The sequence below is a fragment of the Flagellimonas sp. MMG031 genome (assembly GCF_040112705.1).
Classification (GTDB): Bacteria; Bacteroidota; Bacteroidia; order Flavobacteriales; family Flavobacteriaceae; genus Flagellimonas.
Map to the genome: position 1 here is coordinate 1,029,464 of NZ_CP157804.1, position 23,185 is coordinate 1,052,648.

Genomic DNA, 23,185 nt, shown 5'->3' on the forward strand with positions numbered 1-23,185 from the left:
ATTTGTGTTCGATTTTTGCCTATTGCCTTAGGAAGGCTTTATTGGCCTGTTTTATTCTCCCATCAAAACCAATGATGCAAAAGGGATCCGGTGAGAGCTCAAAAAACTCCAAATATTCCGCCTGGACCATTTTTTGTTTGATGGGTCCCCCTATCTGATGGCCAATTCCCTCAACAAGATATAAGATATCATTCAAGTCCTCTTTTGGTTGCTTTGCAAATAAAAGGAGACATCCAATGGATTCCTGGCCCGAAAGTATGGGTAGGCCAATGCAGGTTCTGATCCCAACCTTTTTGGCGAAATTTGATCGAACAAATTCAGGGTTCTTGTCAAAGTCATCCCAAATCATCAATGCATTCGCTTGTTCGATTTTGCCTTGTATTCCCTTCTCCATTGAAAAATAATCCACAGGCATGGGTTGCTTCAAAAAAAGTTCGCCACTCTTCCCACCGCTGGCTTGGCCTAGCAGGTTAAATTTGGCCCCGTCCCTTGATTTTAACCACACCTCAGCAGCTTGTATTTCGCACACTTCGACCAATTTTTCCATGATGGTATCAAGGCCGTCCCGAAGGCTTCCCTTTTTTCCAAAAGCTTTAACGAGGTCCAGCCAAAGCTCTTTTTTCAATTTGGACCTCATCCTTTCGGTAATATCTCTGGAATTCATGACAATCCCCTGAATGTGGGGCGTGGCCAAATAGTTGCTCCAAATGGATTCAATCCACTTCCAGGTTCCATTGGAATGTTTGAATCGGAATGGTTCGATCTCAACATGTTCGACCTCTTGTACCATTTCGAGGGCCTTCCTTAACCGTGGTATATCGTCTTTGGACAATCGATCAAAAAAACAAGTCTCCATCAAATCATGGGTTGAGTACCCCAATTGGTTGTCAAAGGATGGGGAAGCATAAAGGTAGATTCCGTCCGTATCCACGATAGAGATCAGATCGGTCCCGTTCAGCACCAAATTTTTGAACCTGCTTTCGCTGTTCTTTACTTGGTCCAAGACATCCGATTGATTGATCAAATGGGATAGATTGGTGGTTAGGGTGTTCAACAATTGTACTTCTTCTTTCGTCCATTTCCTTTCTGTCTCATGGTCCTCCAAGCCGATAAAACCCCTGAAAGTGCCAGATGAAAAAACTGGAAGAGCCAATAATGACTTTAGGCATTCTGTCTCCAAAGTTTCCGCAAGATTAGGTTCCGAGACCTTCGATCGGTTCATCGAAAAGACCCTTCCCTTCCTCAAACGCCCAATTAGGTGCTGTAGAAGCGGAAAGGGCAAGGCAGGGTATCCATCGAGATCGGATTTAGGATCTCGGTCGGTCTTAATTTTCATTAACGTGATCCTATCAAGTTTCGAATCGCTCTGAAAGAAATAGACCCGATGGATTTTCAAGGTCTCCAATAGTAACGTAAAACAAACATCCAATGCTTTCAACCAATCCGGATTTCGAATCAAATTGTTGTTCATATCCGAAATGGCCTGGAAAAGTCGGTTTTGGGAAAGTAACCTTTTTTCGTACTCCATGGTATCGGAAATATCCATGGCTATGACAAGTTCAGCAGGTCTACCTTTGTATTGGATGAGGTTGCTCTTCAGAAATACGGGGAAGACCGTACCGTCCTTTTTCTTATGGCGAAAAAAGCCCTCTTTGTAGGTGTCCTTTCTCTTTTTGGTGTTCTCGATGGCCATTTCCAATTTGGCGATATCCTTTTTAGGTCTTATCGCCTTAAGGGTCATATGAAGGAAACGGCCTTTGGTAAAGCCATACTGTTGCAGGGCCGCATTGTTAACCTTTAGAAAACGAAGTGTCTCTAAATCGTAAATCCACATGGGATGTGGACAAAAATCAAAAATATGGTCTTCCGATAAACTGGAAGCATCTAGGATGGGGGACATTCCTTTGAGGTTGGTTTAAAAAGTTTGGGATAACTGAAACGGTTGGATAACCAAACGTCACTGGTAAAGAATTAATTTCTGAAGCATGTTGCCTATGTGGATATGGTTGGTTTACTAAATTGAAATTCCAAGACCCAAGGAATTTTATCCGTAACGGATTTTAATCAAAAATATTTTAAAATTATAAATTAAGTGTAATAAAATCAAATGAATCGTAATCATGCATCTCTTTGTTTCTTCCCCGAAAAAAGTCGTAGTTGATCTTCACCACCTCTATTTTCCGGCCCGAGGGTAAATATGTGATACTCCCTATATACATCCAAAATGATATCTTTTTCTGAGCAATCTACATGTTGAAAAAAACATATCCCAAAAGAAATCAAACTAGTCATTAATATCACAATTATTGTTGCTTTTTCTTTTACTTAATGGTATCCGTTTTCTTATGAATATCGACTATACAAATAATTCTTCAATCTCTGTTAGCCCTTCCAGACAAAACAAGCGTAGTTAAGATTTGAACTAAAATGACAATGGACATCCTATTTTAAATGTTTATAGCGAATCGCAGTTCCATGGTCAAAAGCATAACGGATTATTATGGTGCCATACCCATTAAACTCCATGATTAGGGCCTAATCGGGATTTGAAACATGTATGGGATTGTTACAATTCCCTTTATGTGCCATAAACCCGAATGCCGAATTGGAATCAGGCTCCTCCTTATAAACCAAATATTCACAGCCTTCAAAAACAATGGTCTCAAAATGATCCTTCGGAATGTTTGAGGTTTTGCCCTCGATAGAATTGGCCAATGAATCTTCGATTCGTTGTCGCTCCAATAGCTTTTGCTCGTAACCCCTATCCCTACATGAGGCTACTGTGAACATTACCATTAACAGTCCCAAAATGAAAAAATGTCTAGAATCAATCATCCTTTAAAAATTTTTTGATGTCCTTGTTCGAACCATATACTACGATAATATCATCGTTGTTCAACATGCTGTCAGGGTTGGCAACCCCTTTTACCTTAGTGACATTCCTGGTTTTTCCCACAACTGTTCTTTCTTCGGTGTTGGCTATTGTAGTCAACACCAATAGATTGTAAGCTTCCCTGATATTGCTTTCCCTTATGGTCTTGCCATGTAGCTTGGCAGGGACCTTGACCTCGACGATACTGTAATCATCGTTCAACTCAAAGGAGTCGACCACTCCTTTGAGGCATAATTTTTTGGCCCATCGTTCGGCGGATTCCTCCTCTGGATGCACTATTTCATCTACCCCTATAGCGTGCAAAACCTTTTCATGAAGTTCATCAATGGATCTACTGATCAGCCGTTTGACCTGAAAGTTCTTGAAAAGGGCCGTTGCCATCACACTGGCTCCCTTGTCCTCCCCAATGGCCACAATGACCATGTCGGTGTCCTCCAAAGGCAGACCGGACACCGTAAATTCATCGGTGGCATCCATACAAATGGTATGAGAGATGCGCTCCTTGTAATTGTCGACCCGGTTCATGTTCGTATCGATACCGATAACTTCATTCCCCTGTTCGGTCAACTTTTCTGAAAGAGAGGCGCCAAAGCTTCCAAGTCCCACAATGATATATTTCATAATCAGTTCTTTTAGTTTATGGTAAGTTCCTCAACAGGATATTTATAATTTTTCTGCTTTACCTTTTTGAACACTGCGATCAACAGGGTCAACATACTCACCCTACCGATGAACATCACCGCGATAATGACAAGTTTACTGGCGCCACTCAGTTTTGCAGTTATTCCCAGACTCAGACCAACGGTGCTGTATGCTGAAAAACATTCAAAGGCGATATCCAATAATTTCTTGTCACTGTCAAATACGGAAATCAAGATAATACCGGTGCCGATGACCAACAAGGAGAGGGCAATTACGGCAAAGGCTCGTCGCACCGAGACTTCGGAGATTTCCCTACGAAAGACCTCTATTCTTGCCTTTCCCTTTGCCAAGCTCAAAAAGTTCAGGGTGGCTATGGCAAAGGTATTGGTCTTGATGCCCCCTCCCGTGGACGCCGGTGACGCCCCTACCCACATCAAAAGGAAAATCATCATGACAGTGGAGAAATCGAGTGCAGCCATGTCCACTGAATTAAAGCCTGCCGTTCTTGGTGTGGCCGCACCGAAAAGGGCCGTTATCACCTTACCAACGCCATCGTGTTCCGCCAAGGTGTTGTTATATTCATTGAAATAGAACATTGTTGTTCCCAAAGTGGTCAACATAGAGGTGGTTATGAGTGTAATGCGGCTGTTCAGGTTCAGTACCCATGGTTTGTGTTTTTTCTGGTCCCCAGTAAGATAGAACAGTTTCCTGACCATAAAATATTTAAGATACTTTATAAGGTTTACCACAATGGGAAACCCCAATCCGCCCAATACAAAGGCTGCGATTATAAGACTTTGGAACATATAATTATACCGAAACCCAGTTTCGTACAAACTATTGGGCAAGGTGGAGAACCCTGCATTGCAGAAAGCAGATACAGCGTGGAATACTGAAAAAAAGAAGCGATGGAAAAAGGAGGTGAACAAACCATTGTCCAAACTCAAGTAGATAAATAGCGCCGCGACCAGTTCTATGGAAAAAGTAATGACAAGAATACGTCTCAATGTACCGAAGACCTCACCCAATTTTTTGCTTCCGGTCATGTCACTCAAGGTCAACTGGTTTTCATAAGAGGCACCCCCTTTGAAAAAGTAGCTGAAATAGCTTGCAACGGTCAAAATCCCGATTCCCCCGGCCTGGATAAGGCAAAGGATGACGGTTTGACCAAAAACGGTGAAATAACTTCCTGTATCCACTACAATAAGACCTGTTACGCATACGGCACTGGTAGAGGTGAACAAGGCATACAAAAAGGAGATGCCGTCATGGGTGGCATTGGGCAGCGACAATAAAATCGCTCCGATCAATATGATGCCCAAAAAACTGGCAATGAACAATTGCGCGGGATTGAGCAGGGTCTTTTTATAGTTGATCTCTTGCTCGGAAAACTCCCGGATAAACGTGAGGATGATGGCGAACTTGACCCAATTGTCGTTGTACAGGAACGATAAATGGCTTTGTCCCTCCTCCCCAAAAAAATGGGCCCAGAGTATACCCAAGGTAATCAAAATGGTAAGGGCATCAAAAATGATGACCGAGCGTTCGATTTGTTTCATACGCTCCACATACCGCAGGACCGTGGCCAAAATACCCAGGCCGATAACCACAAAATAAAAGATGTTGAACCAAATCTGTATGCGTTGGGGCTTGTCATAGCCAAAATCGACAATGAACAGAAAAACCCCCAGAATGCTGCTGTACAAAGCCAGCTTAAAAAGGATTTGGGAAAAGTCCCTGTTAAAAAGTGTTGACTTTCCCCATTTGAAAAGCGACATAGAAAACCATACTTAGGTTTGAGGGCATAAAGTTAGGCATAGGTTTATAAAGATTTTATAAAGATTGAGGGCGTACCGGCTGATGCCATTGTTCAATGTGCTATCAAAAATTATGGATGGATGCCCCATAAAACTGGCCTTTAAGGAGGTGCGGCCCATAGGTGCCTATAAAGCCAAGTCTTCACTTTTTTTCTTTGTACTCAACGTATTCCTCTTTGCCAAGATGGCCAGGCCAAAAGTAAGCAATCCCAACCTGCCCACGAACATGGTCGTAATAAGGACCATTTTTCCTAAAGGCTTTAAACTTCCTGTAATGCCTGTACTGAGACCTACAGTGCCAATGGCCGAGGTGGTCTCGAAAAGGATCTGTTCCAAGGGGATTTTTTCAGAGAGGGATAATAGAAAAGTTGCCAAAAATATAACAGATGCATACAGCATGAAAACGGAGGTGGCCACATAGAGCCTTTCCAATGGAATGGTCCTTCCCAAAAATGTAACATGCCTATTGTTCCTGATCCGGTTCCACATAATGGCGATCAAGGCAGTGACCGTTGTGGTCTTCATCCCACCACCGGTCCCGGAAGGAGAAGCCCCTATGTACATGAGGAAAATAATGACCAATAGGCTCCCAGTGGCAAAACTACCCAACGGGACCGTGTTGAACCCTACCGTGGTCAGTGCGGTCATGGTCTGGAAAAAGGAGGCCATCCAACGCTGTCCGCCCTGTCCCTCAATGGCCGGTTCAAAAAAATAGAGCATAATTGTTCCAAATACCAATAGTAGGGCCATGGACCCTAAAATGATTTTGGTGGTGAAGGTGATCTTTCTCGATTTTCCGGATAGTCGGTTCCAAAAGTCGGTGACCACGATAAACCCCAAGGAACCACAGATGGCCAAAATGGAAAGTATTATGTTGATGGACGGATTGCCCGCAAACTGTTCAAAGCTGTCGTTATAGAGACTGAAACCTGCTGTGCAAAAAGCCGAAACGCTATGATAGATACTGCTCCATAGGGCAAAGTTGTGCTCCACCCCAGCCTTGGTAAAGGCAATATAGAGGCATAGGGCCCCAATGATCTCGATGACAACGGTAAATAGGATGACCGATTTCAGAAAATCCTTGACCTGAAACCCTTTGGGCATGGTAAACTCGGCGTTCAGTATGCGTTGGTGCCAATGGGTGAGGTCACTTTTCTTGGAAAGGACAATAAAGGTCGTAAAGGTCATATAACCGATCCCCCCGATTTGGAAAAGGAGCATTACAATGAATTGTCCGAACCAGGAATAGCTATCGAACACGCTAACTGTGACCAAGCCCGTTGTGGAAATGGCAGAGGTGGCAATGAACAGGCTGTCCAGGGCGGGAATGTCCAGTTTATGGGCTATGGGGAGGCAAAGTAATGACCATCCTAAAAGGGTATAGGTCAAAAAGCCGTACAATAGGTTCTGTTGGGGTGAAAGAGTCAATTGAAACTTTCTGTATTTTTTTAATATTCCTTTCATACATTGATTTAAAAATCATGACCCAATCCCTGTTCCAGTTCGGTCACTACGTCCAAGATTTCGTGCAGAATCCCGATGATTTCATTTTTATGTCCCAACCCTTCAGGCAACAGTCCATAAATCACCAGAAGATTCTTGACATAATCCTTGGTCTTTCCCGCTTCCCTTACCATGACCCTTACACTCAAGCCCCCCAGTACAGCATCCAATCTATCCTTTAAATCCCTATGGGTCCATTTGATAAGAAGGGCATAGGGCCCCTTTTCATCCAAGTTTGGATTTTTCAACTTATGGATGCATAAGCATAGACTGACTATCAAATTCGCTGCTTCCTTATTGATTCGGGCTTTATTTTCCATAGGGGTGGTCTAGATGAGGAAAAGTTCAACAATGAAGTAAATGCTCATGCCCATATCCACCATGATGATCAATGGAAGCACAAGATGGTGTATATCCCGGCACCAGTCGTCCAAAGAATCATATGGGCCGCCTGCACCTTCATCATAGAAAAAGTCCCATCCCACTTTATAGCTCTTTTTGATTGGCACAAAGATCAGGGGAATGGAATATTTAAAAAATCAAGAAAAGGGGCTAGGGGATAAAGATTTTAAAAAGGTCATTGAAACCGATAACCTACCCCGCTTTCGGTTACGATGTGTTCGGGATGGTTGGGCCGTTCCTCGATTTTTTTTCTCAGGGTGCCCACAAATACCCTTAAATATTGTGTCTCGTTCTTGTGGCCATATCCCCAGACCTCATTAAGTATGTACTGGTGTGTGAGTACCTTTCCCTCATTGATTGCGAATAGCGCCAAAAGGTTGTACTCGGTCTGTGTCAGTTTGATCAACACCCCTTCCTTTTTGACCGTTCGGGCCACAAGGTCAATTTCAAGATTTCCAAACGAAATGACGGTTTTAAGCTCAATGCCCTGATCTCTCCGCATTGCCGATCGGATACGGGCCAAGAGTTCGCCGCTCCGAAAGGGTTTGGTAAGATAATCCGAAGCGCCGTTGTCCAGCGCTTTGACAATATCGGGTTCGTTGTCCTGAACCGACAAAATGATAATGGGCTTATGGTACCAGTCCCTGAGTTCCACCAAGAGGTCATGGCCGCTTTTATCCGGCAACCCTATGTCCAGAAGGATGGCATCAGGCAAATGGCTTGCTGCAAGGGCAGTACCCTCTTTGGCATTTGCAGCCTGTATGACCCTGTATTCATTGCTCTCCAAATTGATTTGGAGCAGTTTTCTAATTTGGGGCTCATCGTCAATGATCAATAGTTGTGCCTTATCCATTTTCATCGTTGTTTATGGGCAATGTTTCTGCTGGAATGGTTACGGTGAACAAGGAACCACCTCCCTCCCTGTTCTCCAAGGTCACTTTTCCATTCATGGCTTCGGTAAAACCCTTCACTATTGAAAGTCCAAGACCGGTACCCCCTGTCGTGTTGTGAATGCGGTAAAATTTACGGAAAACGGATTTAATTTCGTTTTCCGGGAAACCTTTCCCGTTGTCCGAGACCCATATGACACAGCCTTCATGGATTTGATCGGCATCAATGGTTATAATGGAGTTTGTTGGGGTATGCTGAATGGCATTGTGGATGATATTGTGCAAGGTCTGTTCCAAGAGTCCACCATCCAGCCTAAAAAGGGGAAGGTGCTCCTTGGCTTCGAAAACAACCTTGTGATTCGAAGCATCCTGTTGGTTCCTTCGGATCATGGAAAAAATAATTTCGTTGATATCGCACCAATCTTTTTTCGGCTGGATGAACCCTGCTTCAAGCCTGCTCATGCTTAAAAGATTTTCGACCTGTCGATTGAGCCTGAGACCTGCAATTTCGATTTCTGAATACAGTTCATTTCTGTTTCCATCGGAGAGTTTGGAGTTTTTGTCCTTAATGGTATCCACGGCACCGATTATGGTGGCTATAGGGGTCTTGAGTTCATGGGAGAGCGAATTCAACAGGGTATTGTATAGGACTATGGACTTGGCCCTTTCCTCCTCATCCCGTTGTTTCTTTTCGAACTCCCTGAACTTAAAGGTAAGTACTGCATTGATGGATGCAATGACAAAGTACATCAAGAACATAAGGCCATCCTCGGGGGTCTCGATGTGGAAGGTCATTGTAGGGGGAATAAAGAAGAAGTTCCAAATCAGGGCACTTAACAGAGCGGATACCATTACAGGAAAAATATCGAAGAGGATGGCATTGAGGGAGACCGCCATCAACAGGATGAGGGCAACGGCACCATAACCGATAAAATTTACCAGAAAGAAACAGACGAACGAAGTGGCTACTATGAGCAGGATGCTTATCGTGTACTGTTTCCTTTTACTGTAATTCCGTGTTCTGAGGAAATCCAAACCTTTTTTGGGTAAAGTTACCCAGAAGAATATAAAGATTTTATATGGATTTATCCATGGGACATTTTTATTTAATGGTTTTTTGTAGACTGACGGTTACCAATGTTTACTTTTGATTCTTAAAACTTATGATGGTCTGGGGCTTTTTCCTTTTGGGTATCTTTTTTTTCTTGGCATTGGACCTTGGTGTCTTCAACAGGAAGGCCCATATCATCAGTGTGCGGGAAGCATCCATATGGACCGGAATTTGGGTGGCTATGTCCTTCTTGTTCTCAGGTATTGTTTACTGATTGTATGGAACAGGGAAAGTTGACAATATCGATTCCCTGGCACCCCTGGACGCCAGTATAAAATACATTACCGGCTATCTGATCGAGCTATCCTTGAGCGTTGACAACATCTTTATCATTGCAGTGATCTTCGGTTCGTTCCATATTCCCCAGAAATACCAGCATCGTGTGCTTTTCTGGGGTATTTTGGGGGCCATTGTGTTCCGGGCACTGATGATCTTCTTCGGGGTGGCACTGATCAAGAAGTTCAGTTTTATGACCTATATTTTCGGGGCCTTTTTGATTTTTACCGCCATAAAGATGTTGGTATCCAAACAAAAGGCCTTTAATCCAAAAAAATCATTTATCTATCGGAATTTGAGAAAGATCATGCCCATTACCTCCCATATGCAGGGTCAGAAGTTTTTCATCAAACTGCGCCATATTACCGCGGCCACCCCCTTGTTCATCGCCTTGGTGATCATTGAATTTTCCGATATCCTGTTCGCCTTGGACAGTGTTCCGGCCATATTGGCAATAACCTCGGATCCCTTTTTGGTGTTCAGTTCGAACATATTCGCCATATTGGGCCTTCGCTCGATGTACTTTTTCCTTTCCCATATGATCAACCGGTTCCACCACCTCAAATATAGTCTGGTGGCCATTCTGAGCTTTGTTGGGGTGAAATTGATCTTGGCACACCAATATACTTTTCCGGAATGGGTTTCTTTAGGATTTATTGCATTGTCGCTATCCATTGGAATTTTGGCTTCGTTCAAAAGAGAAACTGAATAAACTGCAGCCTGGAGGTCTTGAAGTGAACCCTCGGCCCAACCGGTCTTAGTTATAGAGTTGCTTTATTTTCCTTTCAGTCATTAGGACCAAAGAACAAATGCCTGCAAGAAAAAATATGGCTCCAAGGACAACATGTGAAATGGATAGGGAGTGATGGTAATACCTGCTAAGACCATGTCCTGTAATACTACCGTAAAGGACCATGGCATGGAGGATATAAATGGCCAATGTGTTTTGCCCAATTTGAAGAATAATCTTATGGGCCAAAAAGTTTCTCAATAAAATGAATATGGCAAAGATGACAAGGACCACTCCCAACCTGGCGAAAAGGTAGCTGTTGTCAAGTGCCCTATGTAAAAGAGGGGTGTCGATCAAGAATCCAAGGTCCCGTATGAACTCATAGGATTGGAGAATCAATAGTATACCGATAGAAAGGGTAATTAAAAATGCTTTGAGGTAGAATCCTTGCCTGTTTGGATTGGAATGAAAAAATCCAGATAGGCACGCACCTGCCGTAGCAAAGCCAAACCAGGGCACCATAGTAAAAACGGAACCGTTCTCTGTTGTTATATAATTGGATAGCCAGCCGGGCAGGAATCCATAATCCCATTGATCCATAAGTCCATTGGACAGAAAGAGCAAAATGGTAATGGAGCCCAACAAGAATTGGAACAGGTATTTGCCTGACTTATGGAATGGCAAATAAAGTACAACAATAAAGATCATCGATAGACCCAAACATTGGAGCACATGGACAATATCAAAACTGGTATTGATCGAGCCTTCCAACAATCGTCCGAACCGGATCTGCAATACATAACCGATGAGAATGAGTAGGCTCCCCCTTTTGATTCCCTTCTTGACGCGAGGATTTGACCATCCCATATCATATTTTTTGAAGAGTAAATACGTGAAGATGAATCCCGTTACGGTAAAGAAAACGGGGGCGGTCACCCCCCTGAGATAAGCCCATAGGGAATAGGCCGTACCTCCTTCTTCCCGATAGCTTTCGGTCAATAATGCGGATACGAAGTGTCCCTGCAGCATCATCAAAATGGCCCAGGCACGAAGGGCGTCAATAAAGTATAGTCGCTCAGGATTGGCCTTTTCCGAGAGCTTTCTATGTTCCCTTTTGTTTTGATTCAATAGTTCTATATCGATTGGGATGAAAGGACTGATTGTTATTCTTAATTTACGGAGTAAGCCTGATCTTGGATCGTGTTGCCCCCACTTATGTGCAAAATACACCCTTGGGATGCGAATTGTTTTGATGGAGTTTGGTTCATTTTACTGCTATCAAAGGTACAGTTTTGAGGATTCCTGAATCATGGTGCTCGTTAAATATTAACTCAGCATTAGGGGCACTCCTGTCCTTCCCGTCACATTCCACGGAGAACTTGAACTTATCATTTTCAAATACTGTGCTCGCTTATGCAAAAAGCGGTAGATTACCACTCAAATAATGAAAAAAGTGAGGATGGTAAAATCAGGAATATATGATGGATTCAGATTTTATAATGCTTAAAAATCAAGCAGTTAAATCTTTCATTTTTAGTGGTCTTCAATACCCGTCCCTATCCACCGGATAAGATGGATAGGATATGAAGTTTCAAAAAGGATCACTGTAAGAGTACATCCCATTCTTCTTATAAGGATAAGAATTTTTATTTAATAATAAAGCGGGACATAAAAGTCAAAATTTATCGTTAAGTTCATATATGTTGTTTATTCAACCTAAGTTAAGTTGAAAAATCCTACACAATTCCATTGGATTAATGTATGGTTTTAGAGAAGTTTAGTTTTTTTGTCCAACCATTATCCTTTTAATACTGGTAACCCCAATCAACCCAAAGATGAACGACTACGGTAATCTCTTTTATCAAAACCCCTTGGCCAATTGGGTCTATGACATGTGGAATTTTGAAATTCTGGATGCAAACGAGGCGGCGTTGAATCTTTATGGATACAATCGCAAAGCGTTTCTTTCCCTATCCTTACATGACCTAGCCGCCCAGAATGAGGTTCCGGACATTGGAGCCTGCCCTGAAAATATCGACCCGGAAAAGGAAAGTATCCCGTTTGGCACCTTTACCCACAAGAAAAAAAATGGAAAACCAATTCGGGTGGAAATCATAGGGCGCAAGGTAAATTTTCATAACAGAAAATGCATCATGGTCGTATGCCAGGAAGTTACCCAAAAGGAACAACACTTCGTTGCATTACAGCAATCCGAAAAAAGATTGGAAACCGCCTCGGAAATAGCCAAACTGGGGTATTGGAAATATGACATCCATTCGGGTTCATTGAATTGGACGGACAAGGTATATAACATTTGGGGAAGGACCAAGGACGACTTTGAAGTAACTTTTGATGCCTTTTATCAGAGCATACATCCCGATGACAGGGAGTTTTTTGAACTGGAACAGGAAGCAGCGTTGTCAGGGCAGGCAGAAATGGATTTTGTACATCGGATTCTGCTTCCCGATGGAAGTATCAGATGGGTTCGGGAGCAGGGAAGATTGAACAGAAACGATAAAGGGGAACCCATCTCATTTGAGGGTACCGTTCAGGACGTTTCTAAGCAAAGGGAGGAAGAACAGCAACTTAAATTATTGGAAAGTGTGGTGACCCATGCCAATGATGCCGTCATGATCACCGATGCAGGGCCGCTGGTGGAACAAGATCCAAGGATAGTGTATGTTAATAGGGCATTTACCCAAATGACAGGGTATAGGCCTGAAGAGGTTATTGGCAAAACCCCAGACATGTTGAGAGGTCCAAAAACGGATAGAGTTGAATTGGAACGATTCTACAAAACCTTGACCAGAGGGGAACCCTGCGAGGTCGTCATTACCAATTACCGGAAAAATGGTTCGCCATTCTGGATCAATATCGCAGCTTCACCAGTTAAGGATATCAAAGGGACAATTTCACACTATATTGCCATCCAAAGGGATGTGTCATCAAAAATCAATGCCCAGCTCGAGAAAGATTTTCTGACCAAGGTCAGTGCAACTTTTAAGGAGAGGGTAAGTCTTGGAAGCTCTCTTGAACGGGTATGTAAACAGGTCACTGTTTATGGGGATTTCACTTTTTGTGAGGTTTGGTTGCCCAGCAGCCACAACAACAGTCTCCGGATGGCTGCGAGGTATGGGAAGGATTCGGGCGGCAAAGCATTTTACCAGCACTCCAAGGATGTGAAGGAATTTGAATTCGGACATGGGCTTCCAGGTACAGTTTGGAAAACCAAAAAATCGGTGCTCTGGGGTAACATTGAGAGAAACAATCTTTTTACCAGAAATAAGGCAGCAAAAAAAGCGGGCATAAATTCTGTCTTGGGCATTCCCTTAATGCACCAGGAAATGATTGTTGGAATCTTAGCTGTTGGCACCCAAGAAAATACACCACAGTTCAAGACGCATTATCCCGTTCTTTCCAAATTAGAGGACTTTTTGGGTTCGGAGATAAACCGCAAACAATTGGAGGAGGACTTGTCATACCTGTTCGAGACCCTGCCAGACCTTATTTGCTTATTGGATTTCAAGGGGAATTTCCTCAGAATAAACAAGGCCGGGTGCGACCTATTGGGATATGATGAAGCTGAGATTGTGGGCAATTCCTTCCATAAATTCATTCTTGATGAGGACCGGGAAATTTGGGATAAATTGACTCAAATGATAAGGGACGGCAAGGAAACTTTCGAAATTGAAAATCGTTACGTTACCAAAACGGGAAATCTTGTCTGGCTCAGTTGGCATTGTAAAATAGTCATTCAAGAGGGCATGGTCTACGCAACCGCCAAGGATATCACGGAGGCCAAAAAACTGCAGGAAGTGGTTTCGGATGCATCACGGCTGGCAAAAGTAGGTGGTTGGGAAGTAGATTTGATCAACGTGAAATTGACATGGTCGGAAGGAGTGCACCAAATCTATGAGACTGACCCCGAAAACTATGTTCCAGAGTTGAATCGCGCCATTGATTTCTACAGGGAAGACCATAGGGAAAGAGTCAAAAACATTATTGGTTTGGCCATGGAAAAAGGAGAGGCTTTTGATTATGAAGCCGCCTTTATCTCCGCAAAGGGCAACGAAAAATGGGTCAGGGCCATGGGTCAGGCCGAAACGGTCAATGGAAAATGTATACGTCTTTATGGAAGTTTCCAGGACATTACCCAAATGAAAGAAGCTGAACACAGGCTCTTGGCCATTTCAAATGATCTTCCCGGAGTTACCTTTCAATATTATCGCTATTCGGATGGTTCCGATAAAATGCATTCTGTAAGCGAAAAAGCATTTGAAATATTTAATCGTACACCTCAAGAGTGTGAAGAAAATTCACATTTGATTTGGGACCAAATCAAAAAAGGGGGGGATTATGAAGTTTTGATACAGGATATCCAAAAATCCGTTGAAACACTTACCCAATGGCATAGTCGCTGGCGTTACGTCATGCCTAACGGTAAGATTCGTTGGCATGAGGGTTATGGAACACCCTATAAATTGGCTGATGGTACCATTCTCTTCAACTCGATGGTCTTTGACATCACGGATGAGGTCAAATTGACCCATCTCTTGGAAGAAACCTCGGAACTCTCGAAAATTGGCAGTTGGGAAATGGATTTGCTTGAAGAGCAAGGAAGCGGTGCCATGTATTGGTCACCTATGGTCCGAAATATAATCGAGGTGGATGAGCACTATGACGCTTCGTTGACCGGTGGTCTGGAATTCTACACCCCCGAAAGCAAGAGTGTGGTGGAAAGGGGGATCGAGGAACTGATTGAAAATGGTACGGAGTATGACAAAGAAGTGTTGTTAAAGACCAGTTCCGGAAAAGAAAAATGGGTGAGGATCATTGGAAAGAGTGAACGAGTCAATGGTGTGTGCACCAAAATATACGGAAGTATCCAAGACATCCACGCGATGAAAACCACCCAGTTGCAGCTTCAAGAAATATTGGGCAGTATTTCGGATGCGTTTTATGCCGTGGACAGGGACTGGAACTTTACCTTTTTTAACAAGGAGGCAGAAAACCTGCTTGGGAAAAAAAGTGATGAGGTACTGGGGAAAAACCTTTGGAAGTTGTTTTCCCCTGCCCTGGGCACCAAACTGGAAACCATATACAGGACGGTTGCCAACAAAGGTAGGGCAGAAAGCTTTGAATATCTCTACCCTGGGAATGAATCATGGTATGAAATCAACACCTATCCTTCCAATGGAGGGGTTTCGGTCTATTTCAAAAATATTGATGAACGAAAAAGGGCAGAGGTGGCACTGGAATCTGCCTATCAGGAAAAGGATATGATCTTGGAGAGTATCGGGGATGCCTTTTTCGCCATGAAAGACGACTTCACTGTGACCTATTGGAACAAGACTGCTGAACGTTTGATCGGGGTCAAAAGAGAAGAACTTATTGGCAAAAACCTTTGGGACGTTTTTCCCGATGCTGTGGATCTACCTTCCTATAAAAACTATAACAAGGTACTGAAGACGAAAAAGCCAATCTCTTTTGAAGACTATTATGGCCTGTGGTTGGAAGTAAACGCATATCCATCCGAAGAAGGCATCAGTGTATTTTTTAGGGACATCACCCAAAGAAAGAAGGCCGACGAAAAAATAAGGCGCAAAACAGAACAGTTGGACATCATTGCCGAAATGAACACGGAACTGCTCAATTATAGCGATTGGTTCAAAGTAATTGAAAAAGTATTCTCGAAAGTTGGGCAATGCGTTAAAGCGGACAGGGTATACTATTTTGAAAATTCCTTTAATGAAAAAACTAGGGAGTGGGAAACAAACCAAAGGTTGGAATGGAGCAATGAGAAAGCGCATTCACATATCAATAATCCAAAACTCCAGGGTATCCCGTTTCCCGTTATCCAGGATTTTGTTGAACCGTTGACAAGAAAAGAGCAATTTGTGGCCATTTTCAATGAGATGCAGGATACAGAGACCAAAAGGTTGCTTCTTGAACAAGGTGTCAAATCCATTTTAGCTCTCCCCATCTTCATAGACAAGACATTTTGGGGCTTCGTTGGTTTTGAGGACTGTCAAAGTGAAAGAGATTGGGATGAGGATGATGTTTCATTCCTTAAGACCATAACGACCAACCTTTCCACTGCCATAGAGACCTCCATGACCCACAAGGAGCTGAACAAAACCAAGGGGATTTATCAGGATCTTTTTGATTTCAGTCCACAACCCATGTGGATCTTTGATCCACAAACGCTTTATTTTTTGAATGTAAACAAGGCGGCAATAACCAAATATGGCTATACATTGGAAGAATTCAAGGAGATGACCATCAGGGATATAAGACCGAATAGTGAGATAGGACTTCTGGAAAAAAATTTGGAAGAAAGCAAGAAAAGGGGTCGTGACAGTTATGCTGAGATATTCTTACATACTTTAAAGTCAGGTGAGACCATTTGTGTGGAGGTTTACAGTAGCGATATTGAATATGGGGGCAGGACCGTACGATTGGTACTGGCAAGCGATATTACCGAAAAACAGGAGTATATATCCACTATAGAGACCCAGAACAAAAAGTTAAGGGACATTGCGTGGACACAGTCACATGTGGTACGGGCTCCATTATCCCGAATTTTGGGAGTCATCAATCTTTTGGATTTGGAACCTGATGATTCTGAAGATGTGCCCTTTTTACTGGAACAGGTGAAACGATCTGGGCAAGAACTGGATAGTATCGTTCAAAAAATTGTAGCAGAGACACGTTTGATGGATATTAAAACGATAACAAAATGAATACATTCGGACTGTTGGTCGATGACGACCCAATCTTTAACTGGGTCTCGACAAAATTGATAAAGAAAGTGGATTCCGAGCTGCCCATTAAATCATGTACGGATGGCAGGGAGGCATTGGACTTTCTATGCGAACATTATACAGAGGAAACCCTATACCAAATTTTACTGGACATCAACATGCCCAAGCTGAATGGATGGGAATTTATTGAAGCTCTTAAGGGAATGCAAGCTATCAAAAGTGAGAACATTTCCATTTATATTGTTTCTTCTTCCACCGACGAAAGTGATATCAAAAAAGCAAATGACCTTGCACTGGTCAAGGGATATTTTAAAAAGCCATTGTCAATAGAAGACATCAAATCCATATTTGGATAGCTGATGGCAGTATAAGTTTGCCTATGGAGTTGAATACCAGCTCAATTTTATTGGAGATCGAGAGATTTCTGAAGAGGTCCATTTCAACTTTTAATTGAAATCAAGCAACATTACGATCATTATTTTTTTTTAAAACAAACCCCATAAAGACAGCCAATGGAAGAGGTTAAGCGAATGAATGCTGAATATGCAAGGATCAAAAAGCTAAGCGAGTTTGATCTCGATTATGGAGATCTTCAAATGGAGTTCCAAAATTTGGTCGAATTGGCGGCCCATATTGCAGGCACCAACATATCCCTTATCAATTTGATCGATAGCCATTCACAATGGACGGTATCATCATATTGTTACAAATTGTTCGAAATGGATCGTGAAGACTCCATTTGCCAATATACCATTCAATCTGAACGTTCCATCGAAATACACCGTCTTGACCAAGACAATCGCTTCAAGGACAAACCCTATGTTAAGAATGATGGGTTCAAATATTATCTGGGAATCCCGCTCAAGGTACGGACAGGCGAAAACATTGGAGCCCTTTGTGTTATCGATCAAGAGGAAATGAACATTTCGGAGGAAAAGAAAAAATTGTTACGGTTGGTTGCGGACGAAATCATAAAAAAGCTGGAGTCCAAAATAAATTTGGATTCGCTACAAGATCAGTTGGACAAGGCCATCGTCCAACGCAACCAAATGGCCCATGACGTTAGGGGTCCGATAGGGGGTATCCTTGGACTTGCTGAAACTGCCGAAAATGAAACGCTCGAACAGAGTGAGTTCGGTCTCTACTTGGAAATGATAAAAGGCGCAGCTTCCAAACTACTGGACTTGACCGATGATATCTTGGAAAGACGTAAAGAGCAGCTTAAAGAAAATTATTTTATACTCTCGGAATTCAAAGAACATCTGGAAGACCTTTACGCCATACCTGCCTTAAACAAACGGATTAGTTTTGGAGTGGTTTTCAACCAAGCAAAAAACCAGTATAGTTTCCCAAGAAGAAAACTTCTTCCCATTGCAGGGAACATTATCGCCAATGCCATCAAGTTTACCGGACCAAAAGGAAAAATAGCCGTAAACCTTGATATAATTGATGAAGAAGATAATGTATCTCTGCTAATAGAAGTGAAGGACAATGGAAGAGGAATCCCTAAGGAAAAGTTACATCGTTTGAGGGAGATCGGTGTTGGAAGTGAGAGGGGTACCAATGATGAAAAGGGATATGGACTTGGACTTCAACTTGTCATTGAAATGGTGGAAAGCATCAAAGGGAAGTTAAATATTCAATCGGAAGAGAACAAGGGAACTACTGTCAAAATCAAAATACCGATAAGTAGGAAGTGATTGGATGGAACCGATCTTGGGCATCAGAAAAATGAAAATATTGAACCAACTTTTTATGTTGCCACAAATAAATGTGGGACAGTGGGTTATTTGTGGTTATACGGTGTGCCTTTTTTGTTTTTGATGGGATACCTGACAATTTTTTCTTTTTGATAGCTTCGATTTATTCATGGGCTATCTATACTCCTGAATTCTTTGTCGAAATTACCGTCACAAACCCAATATTGAACAACTAATTTGGTGTTGAGCCAGTCTTTTGATAAAAGGTTTAAAAACTTATGTTGGTCCCCTTTGAAATCGAAAGAGCGTCCATGATAGCTTTTTTATCGAACGCTTTGTTCGCTTTGCAGCAACCCAAAGGCACTTAAAGGAAGCTTCTTTGTATATACTAACCTGGAAACTTTTCCCGTTAGAATACCATGGAATATAGATATATCAATTTGCCCCGACTCAAATTTCTATCCCTTTGCTTTGGGATTTTCTTAATAAGTTGCTCAACGGATCAGGGGACCGGCACCAATGCCAATGATCAATCTGAAACGATCGATGTTTCGCAAAACCGTAAATCCGTTGGGGATTCGGCCGCGGACTTATTGGATGATACCAATTTTACAGGGTTGCATCTTGAAATTTTCTATGTGGCAGGTCTAAAACCCAGTGCGACAACTTTGGACAATTTTGAGATCTTTTTAAAGGAACGGCTCCACAAACCTGACGGGGTTTCCATTACGCTTACAGAAATATCATCGCCAGGTCAAGATGTATATTCAATTGCTGATATCAGAAGTCTTGAAGACGATATCCGTCTGGCCTATAACCAAGATGGCACTATAAAGGTCTTTGGACTTTTTCTTGATGGGGAATACTCGGAGAACACGGAAAACGGTTCTGTTTTGGGTGTGGCCTACAGGAACACGTCCTTTGGCATTTTTGCAGATACCATCAGGGAATTTAGTGGACAACCTTTTGCCCCGAGTACTACTGTTCTGGAAACCACCGTGATGAATCATGAGTTCGGGCATTTGTTGGGATTGGTGAATGCCGGTACACCATTGCAAAGTGCGCATCAGGATGAGCCACACGGAAGGCATTGTACCACAGGGAATTGTCTGATGTATTGGACAGCGGAAACCGGTGAGGGACTCATCAATATGATCAGTGGCGGCACCATTCCGGAATTGGATGCGGCCTGTTTGGCAGATTTACAGGCCAATGGTGGTAAATAATAACTTTGACCATAAAAAAAGCCCCGTTTGGGGCTTTTCTCCTTATAATTGATGGGATTGTCTATAGCGAAGCGGTCCCGATCACGGTGACATTGGCGCTCAACTGCAGGGCCGATGTGATATTGATGGCCCCAAGGTCGAGACCGGTGGTGGACTCCACTTCCAATTGTGAGTTGAAATAAAATTCAGTACCATCTTGGGTATAGGAAGCAAAGATGAGTTCATATTCCCCTTCGGCCAAAAAATTAAGGCTATAGGAGTTGTTGATGCCACCCACCTCAGCACTGGTAACGGCATTGGCGAACCTGATATTGCTCTCTCCTTGGCCTTGGGTCTCCACCTCGGCATTGTACGTGCCTTTTTCATAGGCGTAGACCACAATTTTATCGGACGTATTTTGGGAATCGTTGACCGTACCGGAAATCTCCCCGGTAGTTTCCTTGTTTACGGTCCGAATACCTGCGGAAAACTCTGAGAGAGATACGAAATCAAAGTCTGATTCCAAGGTTCCCTGTTCTTCCTTTATGGTCTTTCGCAGGTCAAAATCAATGATGATCTCATTGGTATTGGTGGCAAATACCTCAAAGGAATCCGTGATGTTCACGGTACTGGAGGAAGCCTCTATCTTGTCCTTGGTACCATCCGCCATTTCGACATAACATCCAGGACTGTTGCCATCCATGTCATTGGTATAGTCCAGGACCAATTCGATGTTGGAATAAGTTCCTGCTTCCATTTGGAGATTGCCCAAGGTCTTGGTTTGCCCATTGACCAAGGCGGAAAGGTCAAAAGTGGTCTTGGAGAACCCCTCAACGGAGTTTCCATCCACCTTTACATCGGAGACGGTAATGAACACCGCTTCCACATTCGCATTGTCTATAGGGGCATCCGTCATTTTAAGCGTTGTTTGATAAGATTCCTTCTCTACATTGTCATTTTCATTGTCGTCACTACAGGATACTATCAACAGCGTTGTTCCAAAGATAATTCCCAAGTTTTTCAAAAAGGTCTTCATAAAAATTAAGATTTAAGGGTTTACTATTTGTTTCAATAGTATAACAATTGGGATGCAACAAACCCTACTTAGAGCTTGAAAACATTGAGGGACCCTAAACCGGGAACGTCGACATCAATTTGGGCCATAGGAGATTACGGGAAAGGGCAGAGCCCTATGAAAAATTTAGGGACGGATTCTCAATAGGGGATTTACTATTGCATAAAACTATATTTAAGCTTTTGCTTAAATAAAATAATAGAGTATCTTCATATCATGAAGGACAACACCTGCATCCGACAGCAAGCGGATCTGGAACAGATTGAACGGTGCCGGAAGACCGCTGAAACCTTGGATGGTCCCATGGACCAACTTGCCGACCGCGTACTGTTATTGGGCAATCCGGTGCGCCTGAAGATCTTGTACCTGCTCCATGGGGAGGGCAGGCTCTGTGTCTGCGACCTGAGTGACATTCTGGGCATGACCGTCCCCGCGGTGTCCCAGCACCTCAGAAAACTAAGGGACCGGGGCTTTATCAAGGCTCAAAGGGAGGCCCAGACTATTTTCTATTCCCTTCAAAGGGACAACGAAACCTTGCTCTTGCCTTTGTTCGGACTATTGAACAGGGATAAAATACCACAACCTATATGATACCGCCGGACCTGACAAGAGAAGTAAAAATATCCCTCAAGACGGCCATGGGCCAATTGGGTTATATTTTGGGGCAAATCGATGATGAAGGACAGGCAGAGAATATATTGCTGCAGCTCAAGGCGGTGAAGGCGCTACTTGACAAAACCACACTGGAACTGTTGGATGGGACCTACCGTAAGGCCATGGCCGAAAAAATAGCCTCGGCCCACCAAAGTTGCCCCGGGGACTGTGGCAACGAAGTGGCCATCGAACGGTTAAGGAGACTCTTTCCGGACATTCCCTTGGAGGAAGTGCCGGAAAGACTAAAGGAGGCCGAAGCATTGGACGAGCGCTTGAAAAAATAGTTATCCAAGAAAAATTTGGACACCCCCCTATCCGGTGAGTGATATTTGGACCATAGTTCAACCTTAAAAGATGATACCATGAAAAAAAGACTCATGATTTTTACTACGATGGGCTTGTTGGCCATTGCAGCATTTGCATTCGGCCCGGATAAGGACCGAACCCCATCATGTCCATGGCAGGGCACCCCGGAGTGCCCCAAACTGGGATGTCCCTTGGCCGATACGCCACAATGTCCCTTTGAAAAGGATGAAACTGCGATGGCCCTGCCGGCCTGTTGTAAAAAGTAAATTAAAAAGGGTGCGGGCAACCAAATCCTTTTCTTGCGAACACCTAACATTTGACACGGTAAGATTTAAATGAACCAATGATATGAAACATATAGTTATGGCCCTAGGGGCTGCTATCTTGAGCTCACTATGCTGTATCCTTCCCGTTCTGGCAATCGTTGCCGGAACTAGTGGGCTGTCCACGACGATTACATGGCTCGAACCCATACGACCCTTTTTGATCGGTACCACCGTATTGGTCCTTGGTCTTGCCTGGTTCCAAAAACTAAGACGGGGAAAAGAGACCCAATGCCAATGTGAAACGGAGCAAAAAACAAAGTTTGTCCAGAGCAAGCTCTTTTTGGGCATCGTCACCGTTTTTGTAGGTACGATGTTGCTCTTTCCCAACTATGTGCACCTGTTCTATCCAAAAGCGGAAAAGCAAGTGACAAGCAGTGGGAATATTCATCTCAAGACCGTGTCAATACCGATTGAGGGAATGACCTGTACGGGCTGTGAGGCACATATCGAACATGAGGTGGACAAACTTCCCGGGGTGGTCAAATCGACGGCTTCCTATCAAAACGGTAGTGCTTGGGTCGAATTTGATGGGTCAATGACCGATTTGCCCCAAATTGAAAAGGCCATAATGTCAGCTGGCTATAGGGTAATCGATAAAGAGAAGGGACAAGAATGAAAGTCCTGCTGCGCTCCAAGATCACCTGTCCCGAATGTGCCCACCAAAAGGAAGAGGAAATGCCGACCAATGCCTGCCAGTTCTTTTATAATTGTGAAGGTTGTGGCATGCTCCTGAGCCCCAAGGCCGGGGACTGTTGTGTCTTTTGCAGTTATGGTTCGGTCCACTGTCCCCCGGTCCAGCAGGGGAACTGTGCCTGCTGATATTTCATCCGTTTGGCACACATGGGCGATATGGGTCTCACTGCCATTCTCCATTTCGCCAAGGTATCAGAA

General features: G+C 43.3%; 20 protein-coding genes and 1 pseudogene. 10 read left to right on the forward strand and 11 right to left on the reverse strand.

The window, feature by feature from the left end:
* Nucleotides 1-19: 19 nt before the first annotated feature.
* From ABNE31_RS04585 to ABNE31_RS04625, 9 genes are all read right to left on the reverse strand, one after another.
* Nucleotides 20-1,900 (reverse strand): PAS domain S-box protein, encoded by a 1,881-nt coding sequence (locus ABNE31_RS04585; RefSeq protein ID WP_349352527.1) that lies wholly within the window; start codon nucleotides 1,898-1,900, stop codon nucleotides 20-22.
* A 635-nt stretch (nucleotides 1,901-2,535) separates the two neighbouring features.
* Complete coding sequence (locus ABNE31_RS04590; protein ID WP_349352528.1) at nucleotides 2,536-2,835, reverse strand: hypothetical protein; 300 nt, start codon at nucleotides 2,833-2,835, stop codon at nucleotides 2,536-2,538.
* The gene (locus tag ABNE31_RS04595; RefSeq protein ID WP_349352529.1) at nucleotides 2,828-3,514 is read right to left on the reverse strand and encodes a TrkA family potassium uptake protein; all 687 of its coding nucleotides are present in this window, start codon (nucleotides 3,512-3,514) and stop codon (nucleotides 2,828-2,830) included. The genes ABNE31_RS04590 and ABNE31_RS04595 overlap by 8 nt, the downstream gene beginning before the upstream one ends.
* A gap of 11 nt (nucleotides 3,515-3,525) precedes the next feature.
* A complete protein-coding gene (locus ABNE31_RS04600; protein ID WP_349352530.1) occupies nucleotides 3,526-5,313 on the reverse strand; it encodes a potassium transporter TrkG in 1,788 nt (595 codons plus the stop codon).
* Nucleotides 5,314-5,478: 165 nt separating this feature from the next.
* The gene (locus ABNE31_RS04605; protein WP_349352531.1) at nucleotides 5,479-6,816 is read right to left on the reverse strand and encodes a potassium transporter TrkG; all 1,338 of its coding nucleotides are present in this window, start codon (nucleotides 6,814-6,816) and stop codon (nucleotides 5,479-5,481) included.
* Nucleotides 6,817-6,824: 8 nt separating this feature from the next.
* Complete coding sequence (locus ABNE31_RS04610; RefSeq protein WP_349352532.1) at nucleotides 6,825-7,175, reverse strand: hypothetical protein; 351 nt, start codon at nucleotides 7,173-7,175, stop codon at nucleotides 6,825-6,827.
* 9 nt (nucleotides 7,176-7,184) lie between these two features.
* Nucleotides 7,185-7,364 (reverse strand): hypothetical protein, encoded by a 180-nt coding sequence (locus tag ABNE31_RS04615; RefSeq protein WP_349352533.1) that lies wholly within the window; start codon nucleotides 7,362-7,364, stop codon nucleotides 7,185-7,187.
* A gap of 68 nt (nucleotides 7,365-7,432) precedes the next feature.
* A complete protein-coding gene (locus tag ABNE31_RS04620) occupies nucleotides 7,433-8,110 on the reverse strand; it encodes a response regulator transcription factor (RefSeq protein WP_349352534.1) in 678 nt (225 codons plus the stop codon).
* Nucleotides 8,103-9,182, reverse strand: coding sequence for an ATP-binding protein (locus ABNE31_RS04625; RefSeq protein ID WP_349352535.1), 1,080 nt, complete (start codon nucleotides 9,180-9,182; stop codon nucleotides 8,103-8,105). The genes ABNE31_RS04620 and ABNE31_RS04625 overlap by 8 nt, the downstream gene beginning before the upstream one ends.
* Nucleotides 9,183-9,310: 128 nt before the next feature.
* Here ABNE31_RS04625 and ABNE31_RS04630 point away from each other — a divergent pair.
* A pseudogene (locus ABNE31_RS04630) lies at nucleotides 9,311-10,246 on the forward strand (TerC family protein).
* A gap of 45 nt (nucleotides 10,247-10,291) precedes the next feature.
* Here ABNE31_RS04630 and ABNE31_RS04635 read toward each other — a convergent pair.
* Complete coding sequence (locus ABNE31_RS04635; protein ID WP_349352536.1) at nucleotides 10,292-11,392, reverse strand: heparan-alpha-glucosaminide N-acetyltransferase domain-containing protein; 1,101 nt, start codon at nucleotides 11,390-11,392, stop codon at nucleotides 10,292-10,294.
* A gap of 707 nt (nucleotides 11,393-12,099) precedes the next feature.
* On the opposite strand from ABNE31_RS04635, the gene ABNE31_RS04640 reads away from it, so the two are divergent.
* From ABNE31_RS04640 to ABNE31_RS04655, 4 genes are all read left to right on the forward strand, one after another.
* Nucleotides 12,100-17,007: a PAS domain S-box protein gene (locus ABNE31_RS04640; protein WP_349352537.1), complete on the forward strand. Its 4,908-nt coding sequence runs from the start codon at nucleotides 12,100-12,102 to the stop codon at nucleotides 17,005-17,007.
* The gene (locus ABNE31_RS04645; protein ID WP_349352538.1) at nucleotides 17,004-17,384 is read left to right on the forward strand and encodes a response regulator; all 381 of its coding nucleotides are present in this window, start codon (nucleotides 17,004-17,006) and stop codon (nucleotides 17,382-17,384) included. The genes ABNE31_RS04640 and ABNE31_RS04645 overlap by 4 nt, the downstream gene beginning before the upstream one ends.
* Before the next feature lie 156 nt (nucleotides 17,385-17,540).
* Nucleotides 17,541-18,728 carry a GAF domain-containing sensor histidine kinase gene (locus ABNE31_RS04650; RefSeq protein ID WP_349352539.1) on the forward strand — a complete coding sequence of 396 codons (1,188 nt, stop codon included), beginning with the start codon at nucleotides 17,541-17,543 and terminating at the stop codon, nucleotides 18,726-18,728.
* 419 nt (nucleotides 18,729-19,147) lie between these two features.
* Entirely contained in the window at nucleotides 19,148-19,954 is an 807-nt protein-coding gene (locus tag ABNE31_RS04655; RefSeq protein WP_349352540.1) for a membrane metalloprotease, read from the forward strand.
* A 61-nt stretch (nucleotides 19,955-20,015) separates the two neighbouring features.
* Here ABNE31_RS04655 and ABNE31_RS04660 read toward each other — a convergent pair whose 3' ends face one another.
* The gene (locus ABNE31_RS04660; protein WP_349352541.1) at nucleotides 20,016-20,969 is read right to left on the reverse strand and encodes a DUF4382 domain-containing protein; all 954 of its coding nucleotides are present in this window, start codon (nucleotides 20,967-20,969) and stop codon (nucleotides 20,016-20,018) included.
* 255 nt (nucleotides 20,970-21,224) lie between these two features.
* Between ABNE31_RS04660 and ABNE31_RS04665 the strand changes: the two genes are divergently transcribed.
* The 5 genes from ABNE31_RS04665 (at nucleotide 21,225) to ABNE31_RS04685 (ending at nucleotide 23,113) form a co-directional block, all read left to right on the forward strand.
* Nucleotides 21,225-21,599, forward strand: coding sequence for a metalloregulator ArsR/SmtB family transcription factor (locus ABNE31_RS04665; protein WP_349352542.1), 375 nt, complete (start codon nucleotides 21,225-21,227; stop codon nucleotides 21,597-21,599).
* Entirely contained in the window at nucleotides 21,596-21,946 is a 351-nt protein-coding gene (locus ABNE31_RS04670) for a metal-sensing transcriptional repressor (RefSeq protein ID WP_349352543.1), read from the forward strand. Before ABNE31_RS04665 ends, ABNE31_RS04670 begins: the two co-directional genes overlap by 4 nt.
* Nucleotides 21,947-22,024: 78 nt before the next feature.
* A complete protein-coding gene (locus tag ABNE31_RS04675) occupies nucleotides 22,025-22,234 on the forward strand; it encodes a hypothetical protein (RefSeq protein WP_349352544.1) in 210 nt (69 codons plus the stop codon).
* A gap of 82 nt (nucleotides 22,235-22,316) precedes the next feature.
* The gene (merTP, locus tag ABNE31_RS04680; protein ID WP_349352545.1) at nucleotides 22,317-22,910 is read left to right on the forward strand and encodes a mercuric transport protein MerTP; all 594 of its coding nucleotides are present in this window, start codon (nucleotides 22,317-22,319) and stop codon (nucleotides 22,908-22,910) included.
* Nucleotides 22,907-23,113 (forward strand): GDCCVxC domain-containing (seleno)protein, encoded by a 207-nt coding sequence (locus ABNE31_RS04685; RefSeq protein ID WP_349352546.1) that lies wholly within the window; start codon nucleotides 22,907-22,909, stop codon nucleotides 23,111-23,113. The genes merTP and ABNE31_RS04685 overlap by 4 nt, the downstream gene beginning before the upstream one ends.
* Nucleotides 23,114-23,185: the final 72 nt, after the last annotated feature.